17 protein-coding genes and 1 pseudogene are annotated in these 24964 nt (G+C 76.0%); 15 read left to right on the top strand and 3 right to left on the bottom strand.

Annotated features, from left to right (window positions below; all coding sequences use genetic code 11):
- Positions 1 to 60: 60 nt before the first annotated feature.
- From I6A81_RS27050 to I6A81_RS27015, 8 genes are all read left to right on the top strand, one after another.
- Entirely contained in the window at positions 61 to 1050 is a 990-nt protein-coding gene (locus tag I6A81_RS27050) for an ABC transporter permease (protein ID WP_203005319.1), read from the top strand.
- Positions 1047 to 2021: an ABC transporter permease gene (locus tag I6A81_RS27045; protein ID WP_203005318.1), complete on the top strand. Its 975-nt coding sequence runs from the start codon at positions 1047 to 1049 to the stop codon at positions 2019 to 2021. The genes I6A81_RS27050 and I6A81_RS27045 overlap by 4 nt, the downstream gene beginning before the upstream one ends.
- Entirely contained in the window at positions 2018 to 3727 is a 1710-nt protein-coding gene (locus I6A81_RS27040) for a dipeptide ABC transporter ATP-binding protein (protein WP_203005317.1), read from the top strand. Before I6A81_RS27045 ends, I6A81_RS27040 begins: the two co-directional genes overlap by 4 nt.
- Positions 3717 to 5735, top strand: a complete 2019-nt coding sequence (locus I6A81_RS27035; protein ID WP_203005316.1) for an ATP-binding cassette domain-containing protein — start codon at positions 3717 to 3719, stop codon at positions 5733 to 5735. The genes I6A81_RS27040 and I6A81_RS27035 overlap by 11 nt, the downstream gene beginning before the upstream one ends.
- Complete coding sequence (locus tag I6A81_RS27030) at positions 5713 to 7533, top strand: ABC transporter ATP-binding protein (protein WP_203005315.1); 1821 nt, start codon at positions 5713 to 5715, stop codon at positions 7531 to 7533. The genes I6A81_RS27035 and I6A81_RS27030 overlap by 23 nt, the downstream gene beginning before the upstream one ends.
- Positions 7530 to 8621 (top strand): LLM class flavin-dependent oxidoreductase, encoded by a 1092-nt coding sequence (locus I6A81_RS27025; RefSeq protein WP_203005314.1) that lies wholly within the window; start codon positions 7530 to 7532, stop codon positions 8619 to 8621. Before I6A81_RS27030 ends, I6A81_RS27025 begins: the two co-directional genes overlap by 4 nt.
- A 214-nt stretch (positions 8622 to 8835) precedes the next feature.
- Positions 8836 to 9345: an NADPH-dependent FMN reductase gene (locus I6A81_RS27020; RefSeq protein ID WP_203005313.1), complete on the top strand. Its 510-nt coding sequence runs from the start codon at positions 8836 to 8838 to the stop codon at positions 9343 to 9345.
- A gap of 179 nt (positions 9346 to 9524) precedes the next feature.
- A complete protein-coding gene (locus I6A81_RS27015; protein ID WP_203005312.1) occupies positions 9525 to 11627 on the top strand; it encodes a S41 family peptidase in 2103 nt (700 codons plus the stop codon).
- Between the two features lie 115 nt (positions 11628 to 11742).
- Here I6A81_RS27015 and I6A81_RS27010 read toward each other — a convergent pair whose 3' ends face one another.
- On the bottom strand, positions 11743 to 12054 hold the full coding sequence (locus tag I6A81_RS27010; protein ID WP_238429863.1) for a DUF5999 family protein: 312 nt from the start codon (positions 12052 to 12054) through the stop codon (positions 11743 to 11745).
- A 732-nt stretch (positions 12055 to 12786) separates the two neighbouring features.
- Here I6A81_RS27010 and I6A81_RS27005 point away from each other — a divergent pair.
- Together I6A81_RS27005 and I6A81_RS27000 are read left to right on the top strand one after the other, a co-directional pair.
- Positions 12787 to 14439 carry a glycosyltransferase family 2 protein gene (locus tag I6A81_RS27005; RefSeq protein WP_307874939.1) on the top strand — a complete coding sequence of 551 codons (1653 nt, stop codon included), beginning with the start codon at positions 12787 to 12789 and terminating at the stop codon, positions 14437 to 14439.
- Positions 14440 to 14602: 163 nt separating this feature from the next.
- Entirely contained in the window at positions 14603 to 16357 is a 1755-nt protein-coding gene (locus I6A81_RS27000; protein WP_307874938.1) for a hypothetical protein, read from the top strand.
- Between the two features lie 33 nt (positions 16358 to 16390).
- On the opposite strand, the gene I6A81_RS26995 is transcribed toward I6A81_RS27000, so the two are convergent.
- Positions 16391 to 16801: a CoA-binding protein gene (locus I6A81_RS26995; RefSeq protein ID WP_203005309.1), complete on the bottom strand. Its 411-nt coding sequence runs from the start codon at positions 16799 to 16801 to the stop codon at positions 16391 to 16393.
- Positions 16802 to 16921: 120 nt separating this feature from the next.
- On the opposite strand from I6A81_RS26995, the gene I6A81_RS26990 reads away from it, so the two are divergent.
- Together I6A81_RS26990 and I6A81_RS26985 are read left to right on the top strand one after the other, a co-directional pair.
- Positions 16922 to 17641, top strand: a complete 720-nt coding sequence (locus I6A81_RS26990) for an HAD family hydrolase (protein ID WP_203005308.1) — start codon at positions 16922 to 16924, stop codon at positions 17639 to 17641.
- A 129-nt stretch (positions 17642 to 17770) separates the two neighbouring features.
- Complete coding sequence (locus I6A81_RS26985) at positions 17771 to 18121, top strand: type II toxin-antitoxin system RelE family toxin (protein ID WP_203005307.1); 351 nt, start codon at positions 17771 to 17773, stop codon at positions 18119 to 18121.
- A 279-nt stretch (positions 18122 to 18400) separates the two neighbouring features.
- Here the strand turns inward: I6A81_RS26985 and I6A81_RS26980 are convergent, their stop codons facing one another.
- Positions 18401 to 18982 carry a TerD family protein gene (locus I6A81_RS26980; RefSeq protein ID WP_203005306.1) on the bottom strand — a complete coding sequence of 194 codons (582 nt, stop codon included), beginning with the start codon at positions 18980 to 18982 and terminating at the stop codon, positions 18401 to 18403.
- 281 nt (positions 18983 to 19263) lie between these two features.
- On the opposite strand from I6A81_RS26980, the gene I6A81_RS26975 reads away from it, so the two are divergent.
- The 3 genes and pseudogenes from I6A81_RS26975 to I6A81_RS26965 all read left to right on the top strand — a co-directional run.
- Complete coding sequence (locus I6A81_RS26975; protein WP_238438382.1) at positions 19264 to 21057, top strand: hypothetical protein; 1794 nt, start codon at positions 19264 to 19266, stop codon at positions 21055 to 21057.
- Complete coding sequence (locus I6A81_RS26970) at positions 21054 to 22043, top strand: hypothetical protein (protein WP_407661388.1); 990 nt, start codon at positions 21054 to 21056, stop codon at positions 22041 to 22043. The genes I6A81_RS26975 and I6A81_RS26970 overlap by 4 nt, the downstream gene beginning before the upstream one ends.
- A pseudogene (locus I6A81_RS26965) lies at positions 22036 to 24964 on the top strand (hypothetical protein); the annotation flags it as partial. The gene I6A81_RS26970 and the pseudogene I6A81_RS26965, both read left to right, overlap by 8 nt.

The raw sequence follows: 24964 nt of genomic DNA, 5'->3' as shown, positions 1-24964 counted from the left end.
GCCGCCCGCCCGGCTCGCCCGGGCGGGCGGCGGCAGGTCGCGGACCCGTGAGGGGGCCTGATGACCCGATACATCGTGGGGCGCGTGCTGCAGGCGATCGTCGTGCTGTGGGCCGCGTTCACGGTCACGTTCATGATTCTCTACCTGCTGCCGGCCGACCCGGTGAAGCTGCAGCTCGGTGCCGCCGGCATCGACGAGGACAGCCTGACCGCCGAGCAGGTGGCCGCGCTCAAGCACGAGTTCGGCCTCGACAAGTCCATCTGGGGCCAGTACTGGGATCGGCTCACCGGCGCGCTGACCGGTGACTTCGGGCAGTCGCTGACGCAGCACGCCCCGGTCATGGAGCTCATCGACCAGCGGATCGGCCACACCCTGCTGCTGTCGGCCACCGCCGCGGTCCTCTCGCTCGTCGTCGGCGCGCTGCTGGCCTACCTCGCGACGTTCGTGCGGTTCAACCTGCTGCGGGTCTTCCTCAGCCGGCTGCCCTCGCTGGGCGCGTCGTTCCCGCAGTTCTTCATCGCCCTGCTGCTGATCCAGTACTTCTCGTTCGAGCTCGGGCTCTTCCCGGCCACCGGGACAGCGGGCTTCAAGTCCGTGGTGCTGCCCGCTGTCACGATCTCCCTGCTCACCTCGTCCCTGCTGGCGCAGGTTCTCATCAAGAGCTTCGAGGAGACGCTGCGCCAGCCCTACGTCGTCACCGCGCGCGCCAAGGGCCTGTCCCGGTCCGCGGTGCACCTGCGGCACGCGTTCCGCAACGCGGCGCTGCCGGCCGTGACGCTGCTCGGCGTCCTCGTCGGCCTCACCGTCACCCAGTCGATCGTCGTCGAGACCGTGTTCACCCGGGAGGGCATCGGCCGGCTCGCCCAGCAGGCGGTGCTGTCCCAGGACGTGCCCGTCGTCCTCGGCATCGTCACCGTCGCGGCCGCGCTGTTCGTCCTCGTCAACCTCGTCGTCGACCTGCTCTACCCACTGCTCGACCCGCGGATCTCGCACGGCCGCGCCGGCAGGGTACGCACGCCGGACGCCTCCGTGGAGGTGACCTCGATATGACCGCCGACGTCCACCTGGTTCCCGAGCCGGAGGCGGCCACGCTGACCAAGACCGCGCCGGCCAAGAACACGCCGGCCAAGAACGTTCTGGCCAAGAACGCGTCGCCGGCGGCCGTCGCCGCCCGCGCCGAGGCTGGCGGCGGGCGCTACGACGGCCTGCGGGCCGGCCTCGCGCAACTGGTCCGCAAACCGGTGTTCCTGCTCGCTCTGCTCTACGTGCTGTTCGTGGTCGTCTCCGCCTTCGCGCCGGGGCTGTTCACGAACCAGGACCCGATCGAGACCCACCCCCAGCTCGCGGTGCTCGCCCCGAGCCTCGACCACCCGTTCGGCACCGACTACTACGGCCGTGACCTGTGGAGCCGGGTGCTGCACGGTTCCGCGCTGACCATCCAGGCGACCCTGATCGCGCTGGGCATCGCGACCGTCGCGGGCCTCGCGCTCGGCGTCGTCGCGGGTTTCTTCGGCGGCGTCGTCGACGCGCTGCTCATGCGGATCGTCGACGTGCAGCTCGCGATCCCCGGGCTGCTGATGGCCCTGTCGATCGTCACGGCGCTCGGCTACGGCACCGTGCCGGTCGCGATCGCCGTCGGCGTCAGCATCGTCCCCGGGTTCGCGCGCACGACCCGGGCGGAGGTGCTGCGGGTCAAGACGCTGCCCTACGTCGAGGCCGCCCGGGCCGCGGGCGCGGGCTGGGGGCGGGTGCTCGCGCGCCACGTCCTGCCGAACTCGTGGGGCCCGGTGGCGGTCCTCGCGGTGCTCGACACCGGGGTCGCGATCATCGCGATCGCGTCGCTGAGCTTCCTCGGCTTCGGCGCCAAGCCGCCGGCGGCCGAGTGGGGCACGCTGATCTCCGACGGCCGCGACTACCTGATCACCGCGTCGTGGCTGAGCCTGCTGCCCGGCCTGTTCGTCGCGCTGCTCGTGCTCTCCCTCAACCACATCTCCAAGACGCTGCAGGAGCTGGAACGGTGACGGCCACCCTCCCCGAGAACGGGCGGCCAGAGCCCGGCGCCCGGCCGCTCGTCGAGATCAGGGGTCTCGACGTCGGCTACGCGCGGCGCCGCGAGGTGACGCCGGCCGTCATCGGCCTCGACCTGCGGATCGATCCCGGCGAGATCGTCGCGGTCGTCGGCGAGTCCGGCTCCGGCAAGACCACGACCGCGAACGCCGTCATCGGGCTGCTGCCGGCGGGCGGCCGGATCACCGCCGGTTCCGCGGTCATCGACGGTGTCGAGACCGCCGGGGCGACCGAGCGGGCGCTGCGCCCGCTGCGCGGCCGGGTCGTCGGCCTGGTCCCGCAGGACCCGATGGTCGGCCTCAACCCGACCCGGCGGGTCGGCGCCCAGATCGGCGAGGCCGTGAAGCTGCGCGGCGTCCGCGGCCCGGCGGTCGGCGCGGAGGTGCTGGAACTGCTCGGGCAGGCCGGCGTGCCCGAGCCTGAGCTGCGCGCCCGGCAGTACCCGCACGAGCTGTCCGGCGGCCTGCGCCAGCGGGTGCTCATCGCGATCGCGCTCGCCGGCCGGCCCAAGCTGATCATCGCGGACGAGCCGACCAGCGCCCTCGACGTCACGGTCGAGAAGAGGATTTTGGACCATCTCACCGGCCTGGTCCGCGAGCAGGGCATCTCGCTGCTGCTGATCACCCATGACCTGGCCGTCGCCGCGGACCGGGCCGACCGGGTCGTCGTCATGCGCGACGGCCGGATCGTCGAGCAGGGCGACCCGCGCGTCATCCTGGGCTCGCCGCGCGAGGACTACACCCGTCAGCTCATCGCCGCCGCCCCGGGGCTCGCGCACGGCGGCCGGGTCGTCCCGCGCTTCGACGTCCGCGACCAGCCGGCCCCCGAGCCGATCCTCACCCTCACCGGCGTCAGCAAGACCTTCGGCGCCGGCGACGCCCGCCGCGGCCAGCGCGGGTTCAACGCCCTCGACGGGGTGACGCTGTCGGTGCCGCGCGGGCGGACCCACGCGCTCGTCGGCGAGTCCGGCTGCGGCAAGACGACGACGCTGCGGATCGCGCTCGGGCTGGAGGCGCCGACCAGCGGCTCCGTCGTCCTCGACGGGACCGAGATCGCCGGGCTGTCCTGGGGCGGGCTGCGCCCGCTGCGCCGCAAGGCGCAGATCGTGCACCAGAACCCGTTCGCCGCGCTCGATCCGAAGTTCACCATCAAACAGTCGATCATCGAGCCGCTGGTGGCGATGCGGGTCGGCGACCGGCGCGGCCGCCACCTGCGCGCCAAGGAGCTGCTCGACCAGGTCGCCCTGCCGGCGTCCTACCTCGACCGGCTGCCCACCGAGCTCTCCGGCGGCCAGCGCCAGCGGGTGGCCATCGCCCGGGCACTCGCGCCCAGCCCGGACCTGCTCATGCTCGACGAGCCGGTCTCCGCCCTCGACGTCTCCGTCCAGGAGCAGATCCTGCGGCTGCTCACCGACCTGCAGACCGAGCTCGGCCTGTCCTACCTGTTCGTCTCCCACGACCTGGCCGTCGTCGCCGAGATCTCGCACACCGTCTCGGTGATGAGCCGAGGCCGCGTCGTCGAGGAGGGGCCCGTCGCCGAGGTCTTCACCAACCCGCGCAGCCCCCATACCCGCGAGCTCATCGACGCCATTCCCGGTCAGCGGACCGCCGCGTGGGCGGGGAACGGAAAGGAAACGCTCTTGACGGCCAATGGTTCCTGACCCCGGCCGCGCCCCTGCCCCCCGGCGCGGCTCCGGCACCGGTCCCGGCACCCGGCCCGCGTCCGGCGCGTCGCCCGAGGCCGACGCCCGGCCGGGCCCCCGCGCGCCGCGCGCCTCGGGGCTCGCGGCCCAGCTCGCCGGGGCGCGGGCCCACCCGGGGCCCGCGCTGGTCGCCACCGTCAGCGGGCTGGGCAACGGCGCCACCATGGTCGTCGGGGCCGCGGCCGTCGGCTGGTCCACCGACCACCTCGTCATCCCCGCGCTGTCCGGCCGGCCGGTGCCGGCCAGCGCCTGGTGGGGCAGCGTGCTGCTCATCGTCGGAATCTCGGCCGTCCGCTGGAGCACGATCTTCATCCGCGGCGTCGCCACGGGGCGGGTCCAGTACCGCGCCCAGGCCGAGACCCGGCGCGCCGTCGTGCGCCGCTACCTCGAGCTCGACGGGCACTGGCACCGCCGCCACCCGCCCGGCCAGCTGCTCGCCCACGCGGTCTCCGACGTCGACGCGCTGTGGTCGCCGATGCAGTGGGCCTACTTCGCGTTCGGCATGGTCTTCATGCTGCTGCTGGCGCTGGCCGAGCTGTTCTGGCGCGACGTCGCGCTCGGGCTCGTCGGGCTCGCGCTCGTCACCGGGGTGCTCGGCCTCAACCTGCTGTACCAGCGGCTGCTCGCTCCCCGCGCCCGCGACGCGCAGGCCGCGCGCGGCAGCGTCGGCGCCGTCGCGCACGAGTCGGTCGAGGGCGGCCCGGTGGTGCGCAGCCTCGGCCTCGCCGACGTCGAGGACGCCCGGTTCGCGCCCGGCGTCGAGCGGCTGCGGGCCGCCGACACCCGGATGATGACGGTCGGCGCCCTGTTCGACCCGCTGCTCGAGCTGCTTCCCACCGCCGCCGTCCTCGCCGTGCTCGCCGTGGGCGCCCCCAGGGTGGCGCACGGCGACCTGACCGTCGGCGACCTGGTCGGGGCGGTGTACCTGCTGCTCACGATCGCGATCCCGCTCGCCGTGATCAGCCGGTTCCTGTCGATGCTGCCGATGGCGAGCGCGGGCCGCGAACGGGTCCGCTCCGTGCTGCGCCACCCGGAGGTGGCGAGCTTCGGCGAGCGGCGCCTGACCACCCGGCGCCCGCCACGGGTCGAGCTGCGCGGCGCCGGCGTGACCCGCGGCGGCCACGCCCTGCTCGACCGCGTCGACCTCGTGCTCGAGCCGGGCACGGTCACCGCCGTCGTCGGGGCGGTCGGCGCCGGCAAGACCACGCTGCTCGACCTCGCCGCCGGCCAGGCTCATCCCTCGGCCGGCGTGGTGCTGTTCGACGGGGTGGACGTGCGCGAGCTGGCCAGAGGGGTCGTCCCGGAGAACGTCGCCCACGTCTCGCAGAGCCCGTTCCTGTTCGCCGAGTCGATCCGCGACAACCTGGCCCTGTCCGGGCACCCCCGCGAGAAACGGGACTACACCGAGGACGAGCTGTGGCGGGCCCTGCGGGTCGCGGCGGCCGACGAGATCGTCGCCGGTCTGCCGGGCGGGCTGGACACGGTCGTCGGCGAACGCGGCGCGACGCTGTCGGGCGGCCAGCGGCAGCGGGTCTGCCTGGCCCGGGCGGTCGTACGCGAGCCGCGGCTGCTCGTGCTCGACGACGCCACGTCGGCGCTCGACCCGCGGGTCGAGCGCCAGGTGCTCGCGGGCCTTGCCGAGCTCGTCGCGGGCGGAGGCCCCACGGTGCTGATCGCCGCGAGCCGGCCGGCCACCCTGGCGCTGGCCGACCAGGTGGTGCTGCTGGTGGCCGGGCGGGTCGCCGCGGCCGGCACCCACGCCGAGCTGCTCGCCGTCGAGGAGTACCGCCGCATCGTGACGGCCTACGAGCGCGCCTGGCGGGCTGAGGGCACGGTCCTGGACCACGCCGCTCTGGATCACACCGCTCCGGACCACGCCGCCCTGCACCACGCTGCCCTGGATCACGGCGCCCTGGACCACGGCGGCGCCTGGGAGGTGGGTGATGAGCGCTCCCGCGCCAGCTGAGCCCTCACTGGGCCGCCACGGCATGGCCGACCTGTCCGGAGCCGGGCCGTGGCGCCTCGTGGCGGCCGGCCTGCGCGCCACGCCGGTGCTGCGCGAGGGCCTGGTCGTCACGGCCGTCCTGGCGCTGCTCGCCGGCACCGGGCGCGTCATCGCGCCGCTGACCGTCCAGCGCGCCATCGACGCCGGTCTCACCCCCGGCGCCGTCCGCCCGGCGGTCGCCGTCGGGTCGGTGGCGCTCGTCGTCGCCGGCGTCTCGTCCCTGCTGCTGAACCAGCGGCTGGCCAGCCGGGTCGAGCGGGCGCTCGCCGAGCTGCGCCGCGCCGGGCTGCGCCGCGTCCACGACATGGCGGCCACCACCGCCGACCGGGTTCCCAGCGCCGACCTGGTCACCCGGCTCACCAGCGACGTCGACCAGGTGACGACGTTCCTGCAGGGTGGCGGGCTGCAGTCCGTCACCAACGTCGCGCAGCTGCTGGTCGCCGCCGTCATCATGATCGCGTACAGCTGGGAGCTGTCCCTGCCGGTGCTGGCCCTGGCCGCGCTGCTGGTCGCCGCCATGGTGTCGGTGCAGCGGGTGATCGCCCGCCGGTTCGACCGGGCACGCCGCGACCTGTCGGCGATGCAGAGCGCCGTCGCCGAGTCGGTGATCGGCGCGCCGGTGATCCGCGCGACCGGGACGGACGAACGAACCAGGGCCAGGCTGGACGAGGCCGTCGACCGGGCGCGCGACAGCCTGCTGCGCACCCTGCCGCCGCTGCACGTGAACACCTCGCTCGGCGAGCTGGCCATCTCCACCACCACCGTCGCGGTCCTCGTCGGCGGCGTCTGGTGGGCCGGCGGCCCGGGCACGCCGCGGCTGACGGCCGGCGAGCTGGTCGCGATGGTGTTCCTGGTGACGTTCTTCGTCCGCCCGCTGCAGTTCCTGGTGCAGAGCCTGGGCGAGGCGCAGAACGCGCTCACCGGCTGGCGGCGGGCGCTCGAGCTGGTCACCACCCCCAGCGCCGAGGTGCGTGACGGGACGCCGCTGCCGCCAGGGCCGGTCGGCGTCCGCATGGAGCACGTCTCGGCCCGCTACGGCGACGGGCCGCTGGTGCTGCGCGAGGTGAACGTCCAGATCGAGCCGGGCGAGCACGTCGCCGTCGTCGGGCGCACCGGCTCGGGCAAGTCGACGTTCGCGAAGCTGCTCACCCGCCGCATCGAGCCCGCCGAGGGGACGATCACGCTGTCCGGCGTGCCACTCGGCCAGATCGCCGACGCCTCGCTGCCAGGCCGGGTCGTCATCGTCCCGCAGGACCCGTTCCTGTTCGAGGGCACGCTCGGGGCGAACATCGCGCTCGGCTCGCCGGGCGCGACCGACGCGGACGTGCTGGCCGTGCTGGCCGAGCTCGGGCTCGCCGACTGGTTCGGCACGCTGCCCGAGGGCCTCGACACCCCGGTGGGGCTGCGTGGCGACCGCCTGTCGGTGGGTGAGCGCCAGCTCGTCGCGCTGGCGCGCACCGCCCTGGTCGGCCCCGACCTCGTCGTCCTCGACGAGGCGACCTCCGGGGTGGACGCGGCCACCGACGTGGCGGTCCAGCGGGCGCTGGGCTCGCTCACCCGCGGCCGCACCACCGTGTCGATCGCCCACCGGATGATCACCGCCGCGACCGCCGACCGGGTGCTCGTCTTCGCCGCCGGCCGGATCGTCCAGTCCGGCCACCACAGCACGCTGCTCGTCCAGGAGGGGCCGTACGCGGGCCTCGCCGCCGCCTGGGACCAGCGGGTGCCAGCCGACCCGCCCAACAGGAGGAAGAGATGACCACGCTCGTCAGTGCCGAGACCGCCGGGTCCGACGCCCCGAGGCCGGGGAAACGGCTGGGCTTCAACACCCGGGTCTCGTTTCCCACCGGGGAGGCCGGCCGCGGCCTGCGGGAGGGCATCGAGCTGTTCTCCGCCGCCGAGGCGCTCGGTTACCAGTCCGGGTGGGCCTACCAGCGGCATTTCGACAACTACCTGTCCTCGCCGCTGCCGTTCTTCGCCGCCGCCGGCCAGCACACGACGCGCATCACGCTGGGCAGCGCGGTCATCCCGATGCGCTACCAGGAGCCGATCCTGCTGGCCGAGGCGGCCGGCACCGCGGACCTGCTCACCGACGGGCGGCTGCAACTGGCCTTCTCCAGCGGCACCGACAGCTGGGACGCGGTCTTCGGCGGCGTCGACACCGACGCCCGCGCGGAGGGCCAGCGCCGGCTGGCCCGGTTCCTGTCGGCCGTCGCCGGCGAGACGGTCCACGTCGTGGCCGAGCGGAACGGGATCGGCGGCCCACCCGTCGGCACCGAGCTGAAGGTGACCCCGCACAGCCCTGGCCTGCGGAGCAGGATCTGGTACGGCTCGGGCCACATCGCCTCGGCGGTGGCGGCCGCCCGCCAGGGGCTGCGCCTGATCACCGGCACGATCCTGCACGGCGTGACCGGCGAGACGTTCCCCGAGTACCAGGCCCGGCTGATCGCCGAGTACCGGGCAGCCTGGACCGCCGCGCACGGCACCACCCCGCCGCCCGTGGCGGTCGCCGCCTCCATCCTGCCCGCCACGACACCGGCGTTGCGGGAGAGCTACGCGGCCTACGATCTCCAGCGGCGCACCCAGGGCCCGGCCGCCTCCCGGCCGCCCGGCGCGCTGGAGCCCACCCTGTCGGCCGAGCTGCCCAGCGGCTTCCTCATGAGCCCCGTCCACCACGGCGAACCGGACGACGTCGCGGCCGCCGTCCTGGCCGACCCGGGGCTGTCGGCCGCCGACGAGCTGGTGCTGTTCCTGCCGCCGGCCTTCGGGCTGGCGGACAACATCCGGCTCCTGACCGACCTGGCGGCCACCGTCGCGCCGGCGCTGGGCTGGACGCCCGCCGGCTGAACGGGCCGGCGGGCCCGGCTCGAGGCGGGCCGGCCGCGCCCCCGACCGACGCGTGGGACGCGCCCCATCGGCGCTCTCCCGCGCGCCGGCGGAAGAGACCATGGCTGCGCGCCGCCGCGCGACGGGCCCCCGGGCAGGCAGCCAGGCAGACACACCGACCGGGCCGAGGCCGACCGGCCGATGGACCACCGGCACCAGACGAAAGGATCCGTGCATGAAGACCATCAGCGTGGTCGTGGGCAACCCCAAGGCCGAGTCGCGGACGCTCGCGGTCGCGGAGGCGTTCGCCGACCGGCTCGCCCCGTTGCTGGGCGCCGAGCGAGGGCTGCGCCTGGACCTGGCGGCACACGCGGCCGACATCTTCACCTGGCCGCACGACGGGCTCGCGGCCCTGGCCGACGAGGTGAGCGCCTCCGACTTCGTCGTGGTCGCGAGCCCCACCTACAAGGCGGCCTACACGGGGCTGCTCAAGGCCTTCCTCGACCGTTACCCCAGCGACGGGCTGCGCGGCGTCACCGCGTTCCCCGTGTTCACGATCGGCTCGCCGGCGCACACGCTGGCGGTCGAGTTCACCCTGCGGCCGCTGCTGGTCGAGCTCGGCGCGAGCGTCCCGGCCCAGGGACTGAGCTTCCTGACGCCCGAGCTGCACCGGCTCGACGAGCAGCTCGACCAGTGGTTCGAACGCAACCAGCGCGCCCTGCCCGTCGCCGACCCCGCCCAGTAGGCCCCGGTCTCGTCTCCTCGCCCCGGCGGGCGGCGCCCGCCGCCCGCGACGAAGCCAGCCGTGTCCCGCCGGCGCCGGCCGGCGGCGATCCGGCCGTCGCCGGAGATCCACCTTCGGGCGCGGGTGGCCGGCCACGGCCGCGTTCGTCGACGGAAGGGGCCTTTCACCGGATGCGCCGGATGGCTACGCTCACCGGCGGCGGCAAGCTGGGCACGGTACGTCAGGGGGAGGCGTTCCGCATGAGCGAGACGACGACGGCGGCGGCAGAGGTGACGACGCTCCCGGAGCTGCTGGACAGCCAGGAGATCGGCCGGCTCACGGTCGACGAGCGCCGGCAGATCCTCGAGCAGGTCCTGTCGGTGCTCGAGGACCACTACGCCCTGCTTGGCTTCAAGGTCGCCAAGTACGGGATCAATCCGCTCCAGCGGCTGCGGCTGATGCTGGCACGCCTCGGCGGCCCGGGCGAGCTGGAGCTCGAGTGGCGCTTCCACGCCGAGCTGGTCGACATCTTCAACTCCCTGCGCGACCTGCACACCCGGTACTCGCTGCCGCGGCCGTTCAACGCGATGGTCGTGTACTTCCCGTTCCTGCTGAAGGAGTTCACCGAGGACGGCCGGCGGCGCTACCTCGTCGGCCGGCGGCGCCCGCAGGACCCCGAGATCGACGAGAGCTTCCGGTTCGGCGTCGAGGTGACCCACTGGAACGGCGTGCCCATCGCCCGGGCGGTCGAGCGGTTCGCCGACCAGTTCCCGGGAGCCAACGCCGAGTCCCGCCACGCCCGCGCCGTCGACCGGTTCACCTTCCGCCCGCTCGGCTTCGGCCCGCCGCCGGACGAGGAATGGGTGGTCATCCGGTACCTCGACCTGGACGGCCGCGAGCAGTTCATCACGCGCCCCTGGACGGTGGGGCAGCTGGTCGTCCCAGCGCCGCCGCCACCGCCGCCACCGCCGACGGCTCCCTCGGCGGCGCCGGTCCCCCGGCAGGCGGGCGCCACTGGCGGGCCGCCGAGCCTGCGGGCCGCGATCGAGGAGCTGGGTGAGCCGACGCCCGCGCAGGGCGTGGACGTGGAGGCGGTGAGCATCGCCCGGACGCGCACCCAGCTGTTCGCTCCGGAGTTCCTCGCGGCCGAGAAGTCGGGCGAGCCGGTCGACCCCGGCCCGAACGGGGTCGAGGTCAGGCCCGAGTGGTCCACCTACTTCGAGGCGCGCCGCGCGACGGCCGGCGGCGTGGAGTTCGGCCACCTGAGGATCCGCACCTTCAGCAGGCCGGACACGGACGACCCCGCGGTCAGCTTCGTCGAATGGCTCATCGGCTTCGTCAACGAGTTCATCCGCCTCCTGGGTGAACTCCCGCGGGACGGGATGGTCGTCGACATCCGGGGCAACCCGGGCGGGGCGGTGGCCGCGGCGGAGCTGTGCCTCCAGGTTCTCTCGGCGCGGCCCATCCAGCCGGAACCGGCACAGTTTGCCGCCACAGCGCGCAACCTGCGGATCTGCCGGGCGAATACGAGCCTTCGCGACTGGCTGCCGTCCATGGAGCAGGCCGTGGAGACCGGCGCGACCCACTCGGCGGGGGTGCCCCTCACCCCGCCCGCATGGTTCGGCCTGGTTCCCCAGATGTACGTCGGCCCGCTGGTCCTGATCATCGACGCCCGGTGCTACTCGGCGGCGGACATGTTCGCCGCCGGTTTCCAGGACCATGGCCTCGGGAGCGTGCTCGGCACCTCGGACCGCACCGGCGCGGGCGGCGCCAACGTCTACAAGCTGAAGGAGCTGGCGAAGTGGCTGGCCGCCGTCGCGCCGGCCACGCAGCCCTCCGCCGGCCCGCTGCCCGGGGGCGCGGACCTGACGTTCGCCGTCCGGCGCACGCTTCGGGTCGGGCGGAACGCGGGCGCGCCGCTGGAGGACTACGGGGTCGTCGCCCCGGTGCGGCACACGACGACGCGCGCCGACGTGACGAGGGACGACGCCGACCTGATGGCGACCGCCGCGGCGCTGCTGCGGGAGCTGCCGGCGCGGCGCTTCGACGTGGAGCTGGCCTCGAGCGACGACGGCCTGACGGTCATCCTCGGCGCCCTCGGGATCAGCCGGGCCGACGTCACCGTGGACGGCCGGCCGAGCCTGTCGATCGAGGTCACCGGAAACCCCGGACCGCTGGTCATCCCCGTCAACACCCCGCCGGACCTCATCCAGGTCACCGGGTTCGACGGCGCCGAACTCGTCGCGGTCCGGACGTTCGACCGGGACGGCGCCGTCCTGCGGCCGCGCGACCGGCTCCGCTGACGGCCCCTCCCGTGGATCCCCGCGTGCCGGGATCCACGGGCACGGGGCCGGCGAGCGGCGCGGCGGGCCGCGCCAAGGCCCGCGCGGCCGCCAGCTGGACCGGCCCTGGGCAGGGTCAGACCACGGCGGGGACGACGGTGGCTCGGCGGGGCACCGGCGGGCGAGCGGCACGCCCGGAGCCGGGCCGCGACGGGCCCCGGCGGGGCTCCACCGTGCGGCCGGTGGGCAGGATCTCGCCGGTGTCCTCGAAGAGGATCACCCCGTTGCAGAGCAGACTCCAGCCCTGGTCGGGATGGGCGCGGACCATGCGCGCGGCGTCCCGGTCGGGGGCGTCGGCGCTCGGGCAGATCGGATGGTGCTGACAGCTACGGCCCGCGCCGTGCGCGGGGCCCGGCTGGGCGCCGAGGGTGGCGCCGTCACGTGGCATGGGGGCGAAGCCGTGGGCAGAGGCTGGGTCAACGGGGGCGTCGGACCCCGCGGCACCTGCCCGCGCCGCCCGCTCAGAAGAACTCACCTGCACGGGCAACAGACGTTACGCCTACCGGTTACGGCAGTCACAACGACCTGCTGCTTGCGCCGTCGGCGTGTTCTTCTGAGAAGTTGCAAACACCCCCAAAAACGGACGACCCTCGAACCCATTTCGCTTACCGAGGGTGTTCGCCGGCCCGAAAAGGTTCCAAAGATCGCTACTAAGCGTAGCCAACGACGGGACCACATCGGCCGCGACGTGATCAAACCCCCGCGCGTGTACGCAAAACCCGACGTCAGAGGCCCGCGCGCGGCCGGCCCGGCCCTCCCCCAGGCGGGCCACCCGGGCTGTCGGCAGATCGACAGGCCTCCGCGCCCGCCCGGCGCCCGCGCCGCCCTCCGCGCGGCGGGTCGATCCGTGCCCGGCCGATCCGCCGCCCCGCGCCGGACCACCGCCCGATCGGGTAGCTCCTCGAAGCGGTGCGACCGGCCAGGACGGTGCGGCACGGCACACGGTCCCGGCGACGCGGCGTGCCGACGGTAGGTTACCGAGTTGACGCCCTGCGGCACCGGGGAGGGCCCGGACAATCCGCGTCGGTCGAGGACGGCGCGCGAGGGCGCCACAGACCGCGGCACGCGCCGGTCACGACCGGCGCCGAGGATGTCCTGTCCTCGGCAGGGAGAGGGACCGGTGGAGGACGAACCCGTGGAAGCCGTCCCCGGGCGGCTGACGGCCGGCGCGGCTGGTCACGTCGACCCGACCGACGACGCCCCGACGAGCGGCGCCTCACCCGAGGGCGCCTCATCCAACGGCGCTTCGTCACCGGACGGCGCTTCGTCATCCAGCGGCACGTCATCCCCCGACGTCTCGGCCAACGGCGCCCAGGCCAGCGGCGCCCAGGCCACCCATGACCGAGCCGGTGACCGACCCGCGGCCACCGTTCCGGCCGGCGAGGCCCCCGTAGGGCCCAGCGGCGTCGAGGTGTCCGTCGTGATGCCCTGCCTGAACGAGGAGGCCTCCGTCGCCGACTGCGTCCGGGCGGCCAGGGCGGGGCTTGCTCGCCTGGGCCTGCCGGGCGAGGTCCTGGTCGTCGACAACGGCTCCACCGATGCCTCCGCCGCCGTCGCCGCGGCCGCCGGCGCCCGCGTGGTCAGCGAGTGGCGGCGCGGCTACGGCAACGCCTACCTCGCCGGCTTCGCCGCGGCGCGCGGCCGGCTGGTCGTGATGGGCGACGCGGACAGCTCGTACGACTTCACCACGATCGACGCGCTGGTCGCCCCGCTGCTGCGCGGCGAGGCGGACTACGTGCTCGGCTCACGGCTGGGCGGGCGGATCCTGCCCGGCGCGATGCCCTGGCTGCACCGCTACGTCGGCAACCCGGTGCTGACCGCGATCCTCAACCGGCTCTTCGGGGTGCGGGCCTCGGACGCGCACTCGGGCATGCGCGCGTTCACCCGCGAGGGCTGCGCCCGGATGGCGCTGCGCAGCGAGGGCATGGAGCTCGCCTCGGAGATCGTCATCGCCGCGGCCCGTGTCGGGCTGCGCTGCGTCGAAGTGCCGATCACCTACCACCCCCGGGTCGGCGCCTCCAAGCTGGACTCGCTGCGGGACGGCTGGCGGCACCTGCGGTTCATGCTGCTGCTCGCCCCGCGGCATGTGTTCGTGCTGCCAGGGCTCGCGCTGCTGGCGCTCGGCCTGCTCGCGCAGGCCGCGCTCCTGGTCGTCGGCGCGAGCGATCCCACCCGTACCGCCGGCGCGGGGTCCTGGTACGGCGGCTACGGGACGCTGCTGGCCGCGCTGGCCGCCGTGGCCGGCGGAATGCTGGTCCTGCTCGGCGTCTTCGCCGACGCCCACCACGGCCGGGTCGGCTGGCGGATGGCACGGCAGCGCCCGCCCCGGCTGGTTCGCTGGGCGCTCGCCCCGGACAGGGGCGGCTACGTCGGCGGCGCGCTGCTCGTCGGCGGGATCGCCGCCGCGGCCGCCCTGGGGGCGCTGGTGACGACGGCGATCGACCCGGCCGCCGTGCCCGCCATGCCACGCCCCCGTGCCCGTTGGTTCGACTGGTCGGACCGCCTCGGCGCGCCCGCCGCGCTGCCGGCGGCGGCGCTGGCCGTCACGGTGGCGGCCCTGGGCCTGCAGGGCATACTCGGCACGCTCCACCTGCGGCTGGTGACGGCCGCGACCAGGTCCACGGCCACCATGACCGCGGGCCGCGGCGAGCCGCCCGGCCCGCCGCGGCCCGCGGCGGCCCGCGGCCAGGGCGCGTTCGTGCCGGTGCCGGCCGGCCCGCCGGACCCCCGCGGCTCCTCCGCCGACGGCGGCATCCTGGTTCCGTGTCCATAGCGCCCGCGCGGTCCGCGCAGCCGACGCCCACCCCGCTGACGCCCACCCCGCCGACGCTCGTCCCGCCGACGCTCGTCCCGCCGGCGCGCGGGCGACCAGGCCGCCGCCCGCGCGGGTCGGGATCTCCCGCGCCCGCGCCGAGGGCGAGGTGACGACCGGCTCGGTGGCCACGGGGCCGGACGGCGCCGGGTCTGGCCGGGCGGCCGGCCCGGTGACCACCGCGACACCCGCGACGGGGGCCCCGGGCGGCGAGACGCCGCGGCGCCGCCAGCGGCTGGTGGCCGGGGCGCGCCGGCACTGGCTGTTCGGCCTCCTGTTCACCGTTGGCGGCGGGCTGCGCCTGCTGCTGCTGTACGCCTACCGGCCGGCGTTCGAGTTCTCCGGCGACTCGTACGCCTACCTCACGCTCGCCCGGATGCACCAGCCGGACCCGATGCGGCCCGCGGGCTACCCGACCCTGCTGGGCCTGCTCGCGCACACCGACCGGCTCGCCGTCGTTCCCCTCGTCCAGCACCTGGCCGGGCTCGGCATCGGCGTGGCGCTCTACGCGCTGCTGCTGCGCCGCCGGATCCACCCGGCGGTGGCCGCGCTCGCGGCGGCGCCGGTGCTGCTCGACGCCTACCAGCTCGACATCGAGCACTTCGTGATGGCCGAGACGCTGTTCCTGGCGCTGCTGGTCGGCGCGCTGGTGGCGCTGCTGTGGTCGCCGCGGCCGGCGCCGCTGGCCTGCGCCGCGGCCGGCGGGCTGCTCGCCGCCGCCGGGCTCACGCGCACGCTGGGGGTGGCGCTCGGCGTGCTGGCCCTGGGCTACCTGGCCATACGCCGGCTGGGCTGGCTGCGCCTCGCCGCGTTCGCGCTGCTGTTCGCCGCGCCGCTGGCGGCCTACGCGAGCTGGTACCACTCGTACCACGGCCAGTACGCCCTGTCCGGCGGCGACGACGCGTGGCTGTACGGCCGGGTCGCCCCGATCGCCGACTGCGCCCAGCTGAGCCTGAGCCCCGAGCAGCGGATCCTCTGCTCGCCGCACCCGCCGCGGGACCGGCCGGGCCCGAACTACTACGTCTGGGCGGACACCAGCCCTCGCTTCCAGCTGACCGGGACCGAGGACCACAGGAACGAGCTGCTGGGTGACTTCGCCCGCCAGGTCATCCGCCACCAGCCGCTCGACTACGCGAGGATGGTCCTCGCCGAGGTCGGCCACTACTTCGTCCCGGGCCGGCACACCGGCTACCGCGACTGGCCGGACGGCGCCTGGCGCTTCCCCGACGCGGACACACCGCACTACTTCCACATCAGCGAACCGCTCCTGGACTTCCAGGAGGGCCACCCGGCCCGCGTCGTCCACGAGCCGGCGGCCGGCCTGCTGCGCGGCTATCAGGGCTTCGCCTACACCCCCGGCCCGCTGCTCGCCGTGCTCGTCGTCCTCGCCCTGACCGCCGTCGGCCTCGGCCTGCCCCGCCCGCGCCGGCCGTGGCCACGCCAGCTGTGGCCGCGCCGGCCCGCCGCTGTCGACCCACCGGCCGAGACGGCCACCGACCCACCGGCCGATGCGGCCGCCGGCGCGCCGGCCGATGGCCGCGCGGACGCGGCCGTCTCCATGGACGCGCGGGGAACACCGCCAGACCCGGCGCCGGCCGGCCAGGCAGCCGGCGCCCGCTCCCGAGGTCGATGGCCCCGCCGGGCCGGCCGGCTGGCGCGGCCGGCGATCCAGGAGCCGGTCCTCGCCGAGCGGCGCCGGCTCGGCGCCGACTGCGCGCTGCTCGTCGCGCTCGGGCTCGCGGTCCTCGTCGTCCCGTCGGCGACGGTCTGTTTCGACTACCGCTACATGCTCCCGGTCCTGGTCCTCTTCCCGCCCGCCGCGGCCCTGGCGACGCGCCAGTTCCGCCTGTCGGACCACGGCCGCGCCGCGCGACGCTGACCCCGCGCGGGCCGCGCGGGCCGGGCGGGCCGGTCACCAGCCGACGAGGTGTGCCTCGATCTTGGGGCAGGTGTCCATGACGACCCGAAGGCCGGCCCGTTCGGCGCGCTCGGCCGCTGCCTCGTCGCGCACGCCCAGCTGGAGCCAGACGGCGCCCGCGCCCGCGGCGATCGCGTCGTCGACGACCTGGCCGGCGAGCTCCGAGCGGACGAACACGTCCACCACGTCGACCTTGAACGGGATGTCGGTCACCCGCGCGTAGCCCCGCTCGCCCTCGAGCTCCGACGCGGAGGGGTGGACCGGGATCACCCGCTTGCCGTGAGCCCGCAGGTACTGGGCGATCCGGTAGGCCACCCGGGCCCTGTTGGTCGACAGCCCGACCACGGCCCACGTCTCGGTGTCGGCCAGCAGGGCCCGCACACTCTCGTCGTCTCCGTAGCGCATACCGGACGCAACCCGCGCAGGCCGCGCCGTCATCCCGCCGCCCGGCGCCGATCCGCCTCGCCCGGCGGTCATCCGTCCGGTCCCGCGACGGCGCGGCGGCCGGCGTACGACGATGTGCCCATGACGGCGAATGGCGGGACCGGTCGCGGGGCGGGAGACGGCCCACTCGCGGTGATCTTCGATCTCGACGGCGTGCTGATCGACTCCGAGCAGGTGTGGGACGAGATCCGGCGGGACCTGGTCGTCGAGCGGGGCGGTACCTGGCGGCCCGAGAGCACTCGGATGATGATGGGGATGTCGACGCCGGAATGGGCGGACTACCTGGTCAGCCTCGGCATCGGCATGACGGCCGACGAGGCGGTCGCCGAGGTGCTGCGCCGGCTGGGCCAGCGTTACGGCGACGCGCCACCGGTCATCGAGGGCGCGGTCGGCGCGGTCCGGGCACTGTCCGCCCTGCTGCCGCTGGCGGTCGCGTCCTCGTCGCCACACGCGATCATCGACCTCGTGCTGCGCGCCGCCGGCCTCGGCGCGGACTTCCAGGCGTTCGTCTCCTCCGAGGAGGTCGGCCGCGGCAAGCCGTCCCCGGACGTCTACCTGGAGGCGGCCAGCCGGCTCGGCGTGCCCGCCGGGCGATGCGTGGCGGTGGAGGACTCGACCAACGGCGTCCGCGCGGCCGCGGCGGCGGGCATGGCCGTGATCGTGGTGCCCAACCCGCACTTCCCGCCGGACCCCGAGGCCGTCGCCCTGGCCGGCGCCCGCATCGAGGACATCGGTGCCCTCACCCCGGGCACGGTCCAGGACGCCTACGGTGCCGCGCGGGCCGGCGGCGCGCGGGCCTGACGTTCGGGCCTGACGTTCGGGCATCGCCCGTTCGGAGAATCGACGACCGGATTGCGCCTACGATCGACTGATGCCAACCCCGTCCGCGGGCGACCCCCGCCAGTTGACCGCGACTCGGGCGGGTGGGCGGTGAGCGAGAAGTACCAGCTGGTGATCGCCCCATCCGCGCAGAAGGATCTCGAGCGGCTTCCGGAGCTCATCGCCGTCGACGTCCGCCGCTTCCTCAACGGCCCGCTCCGCAACGATCCTTACAAGGCGGGCAAGCCGCTCGGCGAGCAGAACGTGAAAACTCGCGGCCGTGAGGGCGAAGTCCCGTCCGCGACGATGTTCGAGGCCGCCGAGCACTCGTGGCGGGTCCTCTACCGGGTAGACGCCAACACGCGCACGATCCGGGTCATGGTCGTCGGCCACCGCCCCCGCGTCGTGCGCCGCCTGACCGACCCGGGCCCTCAGGTCCCGTTCCTCAACCGCTTCCGCTGAGCGACCGTTTCCGCTGAGCGACGACCGCCGCGTTCGCGCGGTCGTCACCACCTCGGCCGCGCGGGCGGGGCGCGGGCCACGCCGGGCGCACCGACCAGGGCCCTTCCCGTGAATCTTTCCAGGGTCGTTCGACCAGGGCCGCGGAACCTGATCCACGGGAAGCGCCGCGGGCCAGCCGCCAGCACGACGCGCGGATCCCGACGAAGCCGCGCCCGGCAACGTCAGGAGACCCCGACCACAGCCACGCGACGATGGCGAAGCCTCGCGTGGCGGCGGCCGTCAGGAGACGTTGACTCCGAAGTCGATGGCGATGCCGCGCAGGCCGGTCGAGTAACCCTGGCCGACGGCGCGGAACTTCCACTCGCCGCCGTACCGGTAGAGCTCGCCGAACAGCATCGCGGTCTCCGTCGACGCGTCCTCGGTGAGGTCGTACCGGGCGATCTCGATGCCCGTGCTCGAGTCGGCGACCCGGATGAAGGCGTTCCTGACCTGGCCGAAGGTCTGCCGCCGGACCTCCGCGTCGTAGATCGACACCGCGAACACGACCTTCGCCGCCTGCGGGGTGAGCCCGCGCAGGTCGACCGTGATCTGCTCGTCGTCGCCTCCGCCGCCACCGACGAGGTTGTCGCCGAGGTGCTGCACGCTGCCGTCGGGGCTGGTCAGGTTGTTGAAGAAGACGAAGTAGCTGTCGGACAGCACCCGCCCCCTGTCGTCCAGCACGATCGCGGACGCGTCGAGGTCGTATGCCGATCCCGAGGTCTGTCGCACCTGCCAGCCAAGGCCGACAGTGACGGCGGTCAGGTTGGGCGCGGCCTTGCTCAGCGAGACATTGCCGCCCTTAGACAGAGACACGGAGGCCATGGGCGTAAAGCCTAGTACTGCCAATACAAATCGGAACCCTGAACCTGCCCGCGGGCAAAACCGGACGATGTTCGACTCCGAACCGCCCCACCAGGGATGCCGGGCCGCCCCGGACGGCCCCACCGCTCGTCCTCGGCCCCCCGGCCGCCCTCGGCGAGGAGCAGCCGCGCCACCGCTGTCGCCTTCCCGACAGCACCGGGTGGGCGGCGGGGTGAGCGCGCGCGGCGGCGGCCGGCCGTGACGCGGCGGGGCCCGGCCGGCCGCCGGTAATCTTGCCTGCGATGTCGTCACCCGCCCGTCCGCCGTCCGCGCGCCACGACCCGCGCCAGAACCCGCCGACCGATCCGGCCGGCGGGCTCGCGGGCGCCGCCGACGGCGGGCTCGCCGACGGCCGGCTCGGCTGGCCGGACGACGGGATGGCGCGGCGGCTGAAGGCGCTGGCCCTGACGCAGCCGCTGCACGACCTGGACGCCCGCAAGCGGCTCCTCGACGGGGCCGACCTCTCCGTCTACGCCATGGCGGAGCTGGCCCTGCACGCGATCGACCTGGTGACGGTCGCGATGGACTTCGACCGGGGCGCGAGCCACGACCAGGTCCTGCGCCGGCTGACCCCGCTGGCCGCCGCGCAGGCGCCGCGGCGCCCGGCCACCGAGCACGAGCGGGTCGCCCGCTGGGTGCTCGACAACCTGATCAACGTGGGCAGCGTCGACCGCGGCTTCGACGCGGTCTACGGGACCTACCACCCGGACGGCCGCTACGAGCGGCGCCGGTTCGACTTCAAGCTGCTGGTCGAGCTCGCCGACCCGGCCGGTGAGATCTACCTGCGGGCCACGGACGAGGCGGTCACCGTCCTGGTCGGCGCCCTGGACACCGACGTGACCTCGGCGCAGGTCGCCGCCGAGGTCACGCTGGACAACCTGATCCGGCGCGGGCGGCTCTCCGATGCCCGCGCCGCCGCCGAGGCCGCCCGCTACCGGACCGTGCAGTACGCCGAGCAGCTGCGTCGCAGCCTGGAAGGCACTCGGCGCGATGTCCTGTCCGTCGACTGGCTGCACACGGTGCCGGCGCTGGTCGACGAGGCGCTCGGCCACGTCGAGGCCCGCTACCGGCACGAGAACGCGATCCTCACCCACATCCGCCGGTACCGCGACTCGGCGGCGGACCCGGCGCGCAAGCGGGCCGCGGCCGACCTGGTCACGATCGTCGCGGACTGCGTGCGCCGGCACACCCAGCTCCAGGCCCGGCTGCTGGAGGCGTTCGCGGTCTTCCGCGCCGAGCAGGACCGCCAGCAGTTCGCCCCGCCCGCCGCCGGCGGCGGCACCGGCGTCGACCTCTACACGCAGCTGCTCGCGCCCACGCTGGCCCGCCCGGCCGGCGAGGCCGCCCGGGTCGCGGGAGCGTTCTTCGGCGGGGCGGTCGGCGTCCGCGCGCCGCGGGCGCCGCGGCTGGCCGACCTGGTCGACGCGCTGCTGCGCCCGCCGGTCGAGCGCGACCCGCTGGGGGCACCGATCCCCGAGGCGGAGCTTTCGACCTGGGAGGAGCCGGCGCGGTTCGGCGACGACGCCTGGACGATCGCGCTGGACCTGCTCGACGAGCTGGACCCGGACGCGCCGCGGCGCCTGTCCGGACTGCTCGCCGCCGCCCGGGAGCGCGGCGCCGGTGAGCCCGTCGCCACCGAGGCCGCCCAGCTGCTCGTCCTGCTCGCCCTGCACGCCGTCAGCCCCAGACTCGCCGCCGCCCACCGGCGCGGCGACGCCGCCGCCCAGGGAGCGGGCGCGCCAGCGGCTCCCGGCGCCCAGGGCCCCGCGCCAGACACGCCGGGCGAGCGGGTCCTGCTCGCCGTCGACGACGGCACCCCGCTCGACGACCCCGAGTTCGGCGGGGCCGACCTGCTCGTCGGCCGCGTCGTCGTCACCGACCGCCCGGCCCCCGTCGACGAGCGCGGCGCCGTGGGCGCCGACGCCAGGGATGCCGACGCCGCGGAAGCCGACGCCGCGGAAGCCGACGCCGCGGAAGCCGACGCCGCGGAAGCCGAGGCTGCCCGGGCCGGGGCTGAGCTGGTGGGCACGCGGTGAGCGGCGACGGGGAGGCGGGCGCGCCGGCGCCTGGGGCGCCCGGGCGCGCGCCGGTCGGGGCGGTGGCGCGGGACGCGGCGGAGCTGATCGCCCGCGGCCTGCGGCCCCGGCTCGTGCCGGCGCGGGACAGCCGCTACCGCGAGCTCGTCGGGCGCTACCTGCGCGAGCCCGGGTTCGCGGAGCTCACGCACGCGGTCGCGGACGGCCTGGGCATCGTCGTGCTGGACGTCTCCGAGCGGGCCGGGCTGGTCGCCGGCGGCCTGGCCGACTCGGCGTTCGCCGTCCGGATCGGCGACTACGCCCGCCGGGCCGGCGGCGAGCATCGGGCCGCCGACCGGATGCTGCACGCGCTCGCCCAGCTGGCCGTCGCGGCGCTCGCCTTCCCCCGCCCCGCGGACCTCACCGACGCCTCCTACGTCGGGCGGGTCAGCGTCGACGGGGTGGACGCGTTCGTCCGCGAGGCCACCCGGCTGCTGGAGGCGCGCACCAGCGGGCCCGACCCGCTCCTCGACGGCGCCGACGGCGCGCCCCCACCGGACGGACCCGCCGCGGACGAGCCCCGGCTGGAGGCCGCCTGGCGGCTCTACGCGCGCCGCCCGGCGACCGGCACCACCCGCGACTCCCGCCGGCTGGCCGGTTCGACGACCGGCGTGATCGCCCGGGCGATGGGCTTCCTCGTCGAGTCGGGCTGCCTGGTGCCGGTCGGCGAGGAGGGCGGCGGCACGTTCCGGACCACCCCGCGCTACCAGGTGCAGGTCCGCGAGCTCGCGGCCGACGCGGCGATGGAGGAGCTGCTCACGCTCGGCGTCGTCACCGTCGCCGGCCCCGACGGTGGCCTGCGCGTCGTCCCGGCCGTGCCCGACCTGCTCGACGCCGGCGCGCCGGGAGACGGGGCCGGCGATCCGGCCCGGCCATCCGCGCCGGAGACCGGCGCGAGCCGCCAGGCCACGGACGGACCCGATGCGCCGGAGCCCGCCGATGTATGAGCTGGCGCGGGTACGCCTGCATTCGATCGGGCCACGCGGGGCGCGGTTCGCCGACGTGCTGCTGGACTTCTCCGGCGTCGGCGCGCCGGTGGCCGGGCCGCGCCAGGACCCGCTGTTCGACGCCGTCCCGGCTCAGCCGGCGCCCGCCGCCCTCGCGGGGGCGGCAACCGGCGCTCTACCCCTGCCCGGGACCGGGCCGGCCCCGGAGGCCGCCGCGGGGGCCGGCTGGCCGCCGGGCGGTGAGCCGCCGGTTCCGCGCCGCCCCTCCCCCGCCACCGTGCTGTTCCTGGAGAACGGCGGCGGCAAGAGCGTGCTGATGAAGCTGATCTTCTCGGTGGTGCTGCCGGGCCGCCGGCACGTCGTCGGCACGTCCAACGGACGGGTGCTGGACAACTTCGTGCTGCCGAGCGACTGCGGCCAGGTGATCTGCGAGTGGCAGCACGCGGTCACCGGCGAGCGGGTCGTCACCGGCAAGGTCAGCGAATGGCGCGGGCGCGGCCCGGCGGACGGCGGCCGGCTCGCCGAGGCCTGGTACTCGTTCCGCCCGGGGGGCTCCGGGGCGGGCGTGGAGCTCACCACCCTCCCGCTGCGCCGCGACGGCCGGCTGGTGACGCTCGCCGGGTTCCGCGAGGCGATGACCCGGGCGCACGCGGCGGACCCCGCGCTCGAGCTGACCTGGGAGACCCATCAGGGGGCGTGGAACGAGCACCTGGACACCCTCGGCCTGGACCCGGAGCTGTTCCGCTACCAACGGGCGATGAACGCCGGCGAGGGCGAGGCGGCCGAGGCGTTCGCGTTCACCACCGACGAGGGGTTCATCGACTTCCTGCTGCGCGCCGTCACCCCGCCGGAGGACCCGGCCGGCGTCGCCGAGGTCGTCGACGGCTACGCGGCCAAGCTCGCCGAGCGGGCCGCGCTCGCCGCCGAGCGCGACTTCGTCGCCGGGGCGCTGGAGCGGCTGTCCGTCCTCGTCGATGCCCTCGGCGACCGGGACGCGGCCCTGCGCGGCCTGGAGGCGACCCGGGCCGACCTCACCCGGCTCGCCGGCGCCGTGGGTGCCCGGCTGTCCGCCGGCGAGACGCAGGGGGCGGGCCTTTCGGCCCAGCTCGCGGCGGCGCGCGACGGCGAGGCCACCGCCGAGGCGGCGCGCGCCCGGGCCGGCGACGACGTCGCGGCGCTGCGCCGCCGGCTCGCGGAGCTGCGCCTGGCCGATGCCCAGGCCGCCCGCGACGGCCTGGTCGCCGCCGCGAGGGCCGCGGCCGTCACCGTGGAGGGCTGGCGCGCGAGCGCGGACACGCTGCGGCTCGCGGCGGCCTCCGCCGAGGCGGCGCGGCTGACCACGCTGGTCGCGGCGGCGCGCGACGCCGCGGCGCCGGCGCTGGCCGACCGGGACACGGCCGCCCGCGCCCTGGTCGCCGGCCTGCTCGCGGCCGCGGACCGCTCGCGGTCGGCCGCCGCGGCGGCCGACCGCGAGGCGGACGAGCGGGAACGGGAGGCTGAGGGCGAGGCCGCCGCCGAGCGGGACGCCCTCGACGAGGCGGCCACCGCCCGCGCCGGGCAGCGCGCCGCCCAGGAGCGCGCCGCGGCCGGCGCCCAGTCCCTCGCCGCCGCCGTCGGCACCGGCCTGCTCCCCGCCCAGGACCAGCCGGGGCTGGCCCGCGGCGCGGTGGACCCCGCCGTCGCCACCGGCTCGCTGGCCGAGGTCGTCGCGACGGCGGCGGCCGACGCGGCCGCGGCCGCGGCCGCGGTCCGGGAGGCGCTCGCCGAGGTGAGCCGGCTCGACCGGGAACGCACCGGAGCGGCCGACGCGGCCCACCGGGCCGAACGCGCCGCCGACGCCGCCCGGGGCCGGGCCGCGGCGCTCGCCGAGCAGCTCACGGCCGCCGACGACGCCGCGGCGGCCATCACCGCCGACGGCCGGATCGCCGCCCTGCTGGGCCTCGCCGCCGGACCACCGCCCGCCCGCGACGGCGCGCGCCTCGCCGGCCATGACCCGGCGTGGGACGACTTCCCGGTGCGGCGAGCCAGCCCGCTCCCCGACGGTGCCGGAGCCGTAGGGCTGGACGGGGTGACCGAGGACGCGCTGGCCGCGCTGCGGGCGGCGGTGGCCGCCGGTGAGGAACGGCGGCTCGCGCTGACGGTCGCGGCCGACGAGGACCGGCGGGTGCTCGCCGCCCTGGACGCCGACGAGCTGCGCCCGGCACGGCCGGAGGTGGTCACGGTCCGCGCGGCGCTGGCCGAGGCTGGCATCCCGGCGGAGCCCGGCTGGTCGTACCTGGCGCGCGCGGTGCCGGCGGGCGCGCGGGAGGCCGCGCTGCGCCGCCGTCCCGACCTCGCCGACGGGGTCGTGCTCACCGGCGCGGACGTCCCGCTCGGGCGGGCTCGCGACGTTCTGCTCGCCGCCCGGCTGCTCCCCGACGCGGCCGTCACCGTGGGCACACCCGCCGCGTTCGCCGGCCCGGCCGAGGCCGACGTCTTCGTCGTGCCGCCGAACCCGGCGCTCTACGACACGGAGGCGGCCGCCGCCGACCGGCGCGCGATCGAGGCCCGCGCGCGCGACCGGTCACTGCTGACCGCCCGGCTCGGCGAGTCGATCGAGACCGACCGGGCGCTCGCCGCCGCGCTCGCCGGCTGGCGGCGCGCCCACCCACCCGGCCGGGCCGGGGCGCTCGCCGCCGAGCTGGCCGCCGCGCGCGCCGCCGCGGACGCGGCGGCTGGCGCGTCCGCCGCCGCGACGGCCCAGGCGCGGGCGGCTCAGGCGGCGGCCGACACGGCGCTCACCGCCGTCGAGCCGCTGCGAGCGGCCGAGCACGCCGCCGTGGGCCGGGCCACCGAGCTGGACCGGCTGTCGCGCGCGGTGGGCGACCCAGCCGGCGACGTCGCGACGGCGGACGACCTGGCGGCCGCCGCGGACCGGCTGA

It is taken from the genome of Frankia nepalensis, from assembly GCF_016786325.1.
GTDB lineage: Bacteria > Actinomycetota > Actinomycetes > Frankiales > Frankiaceae > Pseudofrankia > Pseudofrankia nepalensis.
The sequence above is the reverse complement of the archived record's forward strand: the minus strand, read 5'-3'. Positions and strand labels throughout refer to the sequence as shown.

Bases quoted from the DNA above. Each gene is read 5' to 3' on its own strand.
- I6A81_RS27050 (WP_203005319.1), top strand. From the start codon at position 61: ATGACCCGATACATCGTGGGGCGCGTGCTGCAGGCGATCGTCGTGCTG.
- I6A81_RS27045 (WP_203005318.1), top strand. From the start codon at position 1,047: ATGACCGCCGACGTCCACCTGGTTCCCGAGCCGGAGGCGGCCACGCTG.
- I6A81_RS27035 (WP_203005316.1), top strand. From the start codon at position 3,717: ATGGTTCCTGACCCCGGCCGCGCCCCTGCCCCCCGGCGCGGCTCCGGC.
- I6A81_RS27030 (WP_203005315.1), top strand. From the start codon at position 5,713: ATGAGCGCTCCCGCGCCAGCTGAGCCCTCACTGGGCCGCCACGGCATG.
- I6A81_RS27025 (WP_203005314.1), top strand. From the start codon at position 7,530: ATGACCACGCTCGTCAGTGCCGAGACCGCCGGGTCCGACGCCCCGAGG.
- I6A81_RS27020 (WP_203005313.1), top strand. From the start codon at position 8,836: ATGAAGACCATCAGCGTGGTCGTGGGCAACCCCAAGGCCGAGTCGCGG.
- I6A81_RS27015 (WP_203005312.1), top strand. From the start codon at position 9,525: ATGGCTACGCTCACCGGCGGCGGCAAGCTGGGCACGGTACGTCAGGGG.
- I6A81_RS27010 (WP_238429863.1), bottom strand. From the start codon at position 12,054: ATGCCACGTGACGGCGCCACCCTCGGCGCCCAGCCGGGCCCCGCGCAC.
- I6A81_RS26995 (WP_203005309.1), bottom strand. From the start codon at position 16,801: ATGCGCTACGGAGACGACGAGAGTGTGCGGGCCCTGCTGGCCGACACC.
- I6A81_RS26990 (WP_203005308.1), top strand. From the start codon at position 16,922: ATGACGGCGAATGGCGGGACCGGTCGCGGGGCGGGAGACGGCCCACTC.
- I6A81_RS26980 (WP_203005306.1), bottom strand. From the start codon at position 18,982: ATGGCCTCCGTGTCTCTGTCTAAGGGCGGCAATGTCTCGCTGAGCAAG.
- I6A81_RS26975 (WP_238438382.1), top strand. From the start codon at position 19,264: ATGTCGTCACCCGCCCGTCCGCCGTCCGCGCGCCACGACCCGCGCCAG.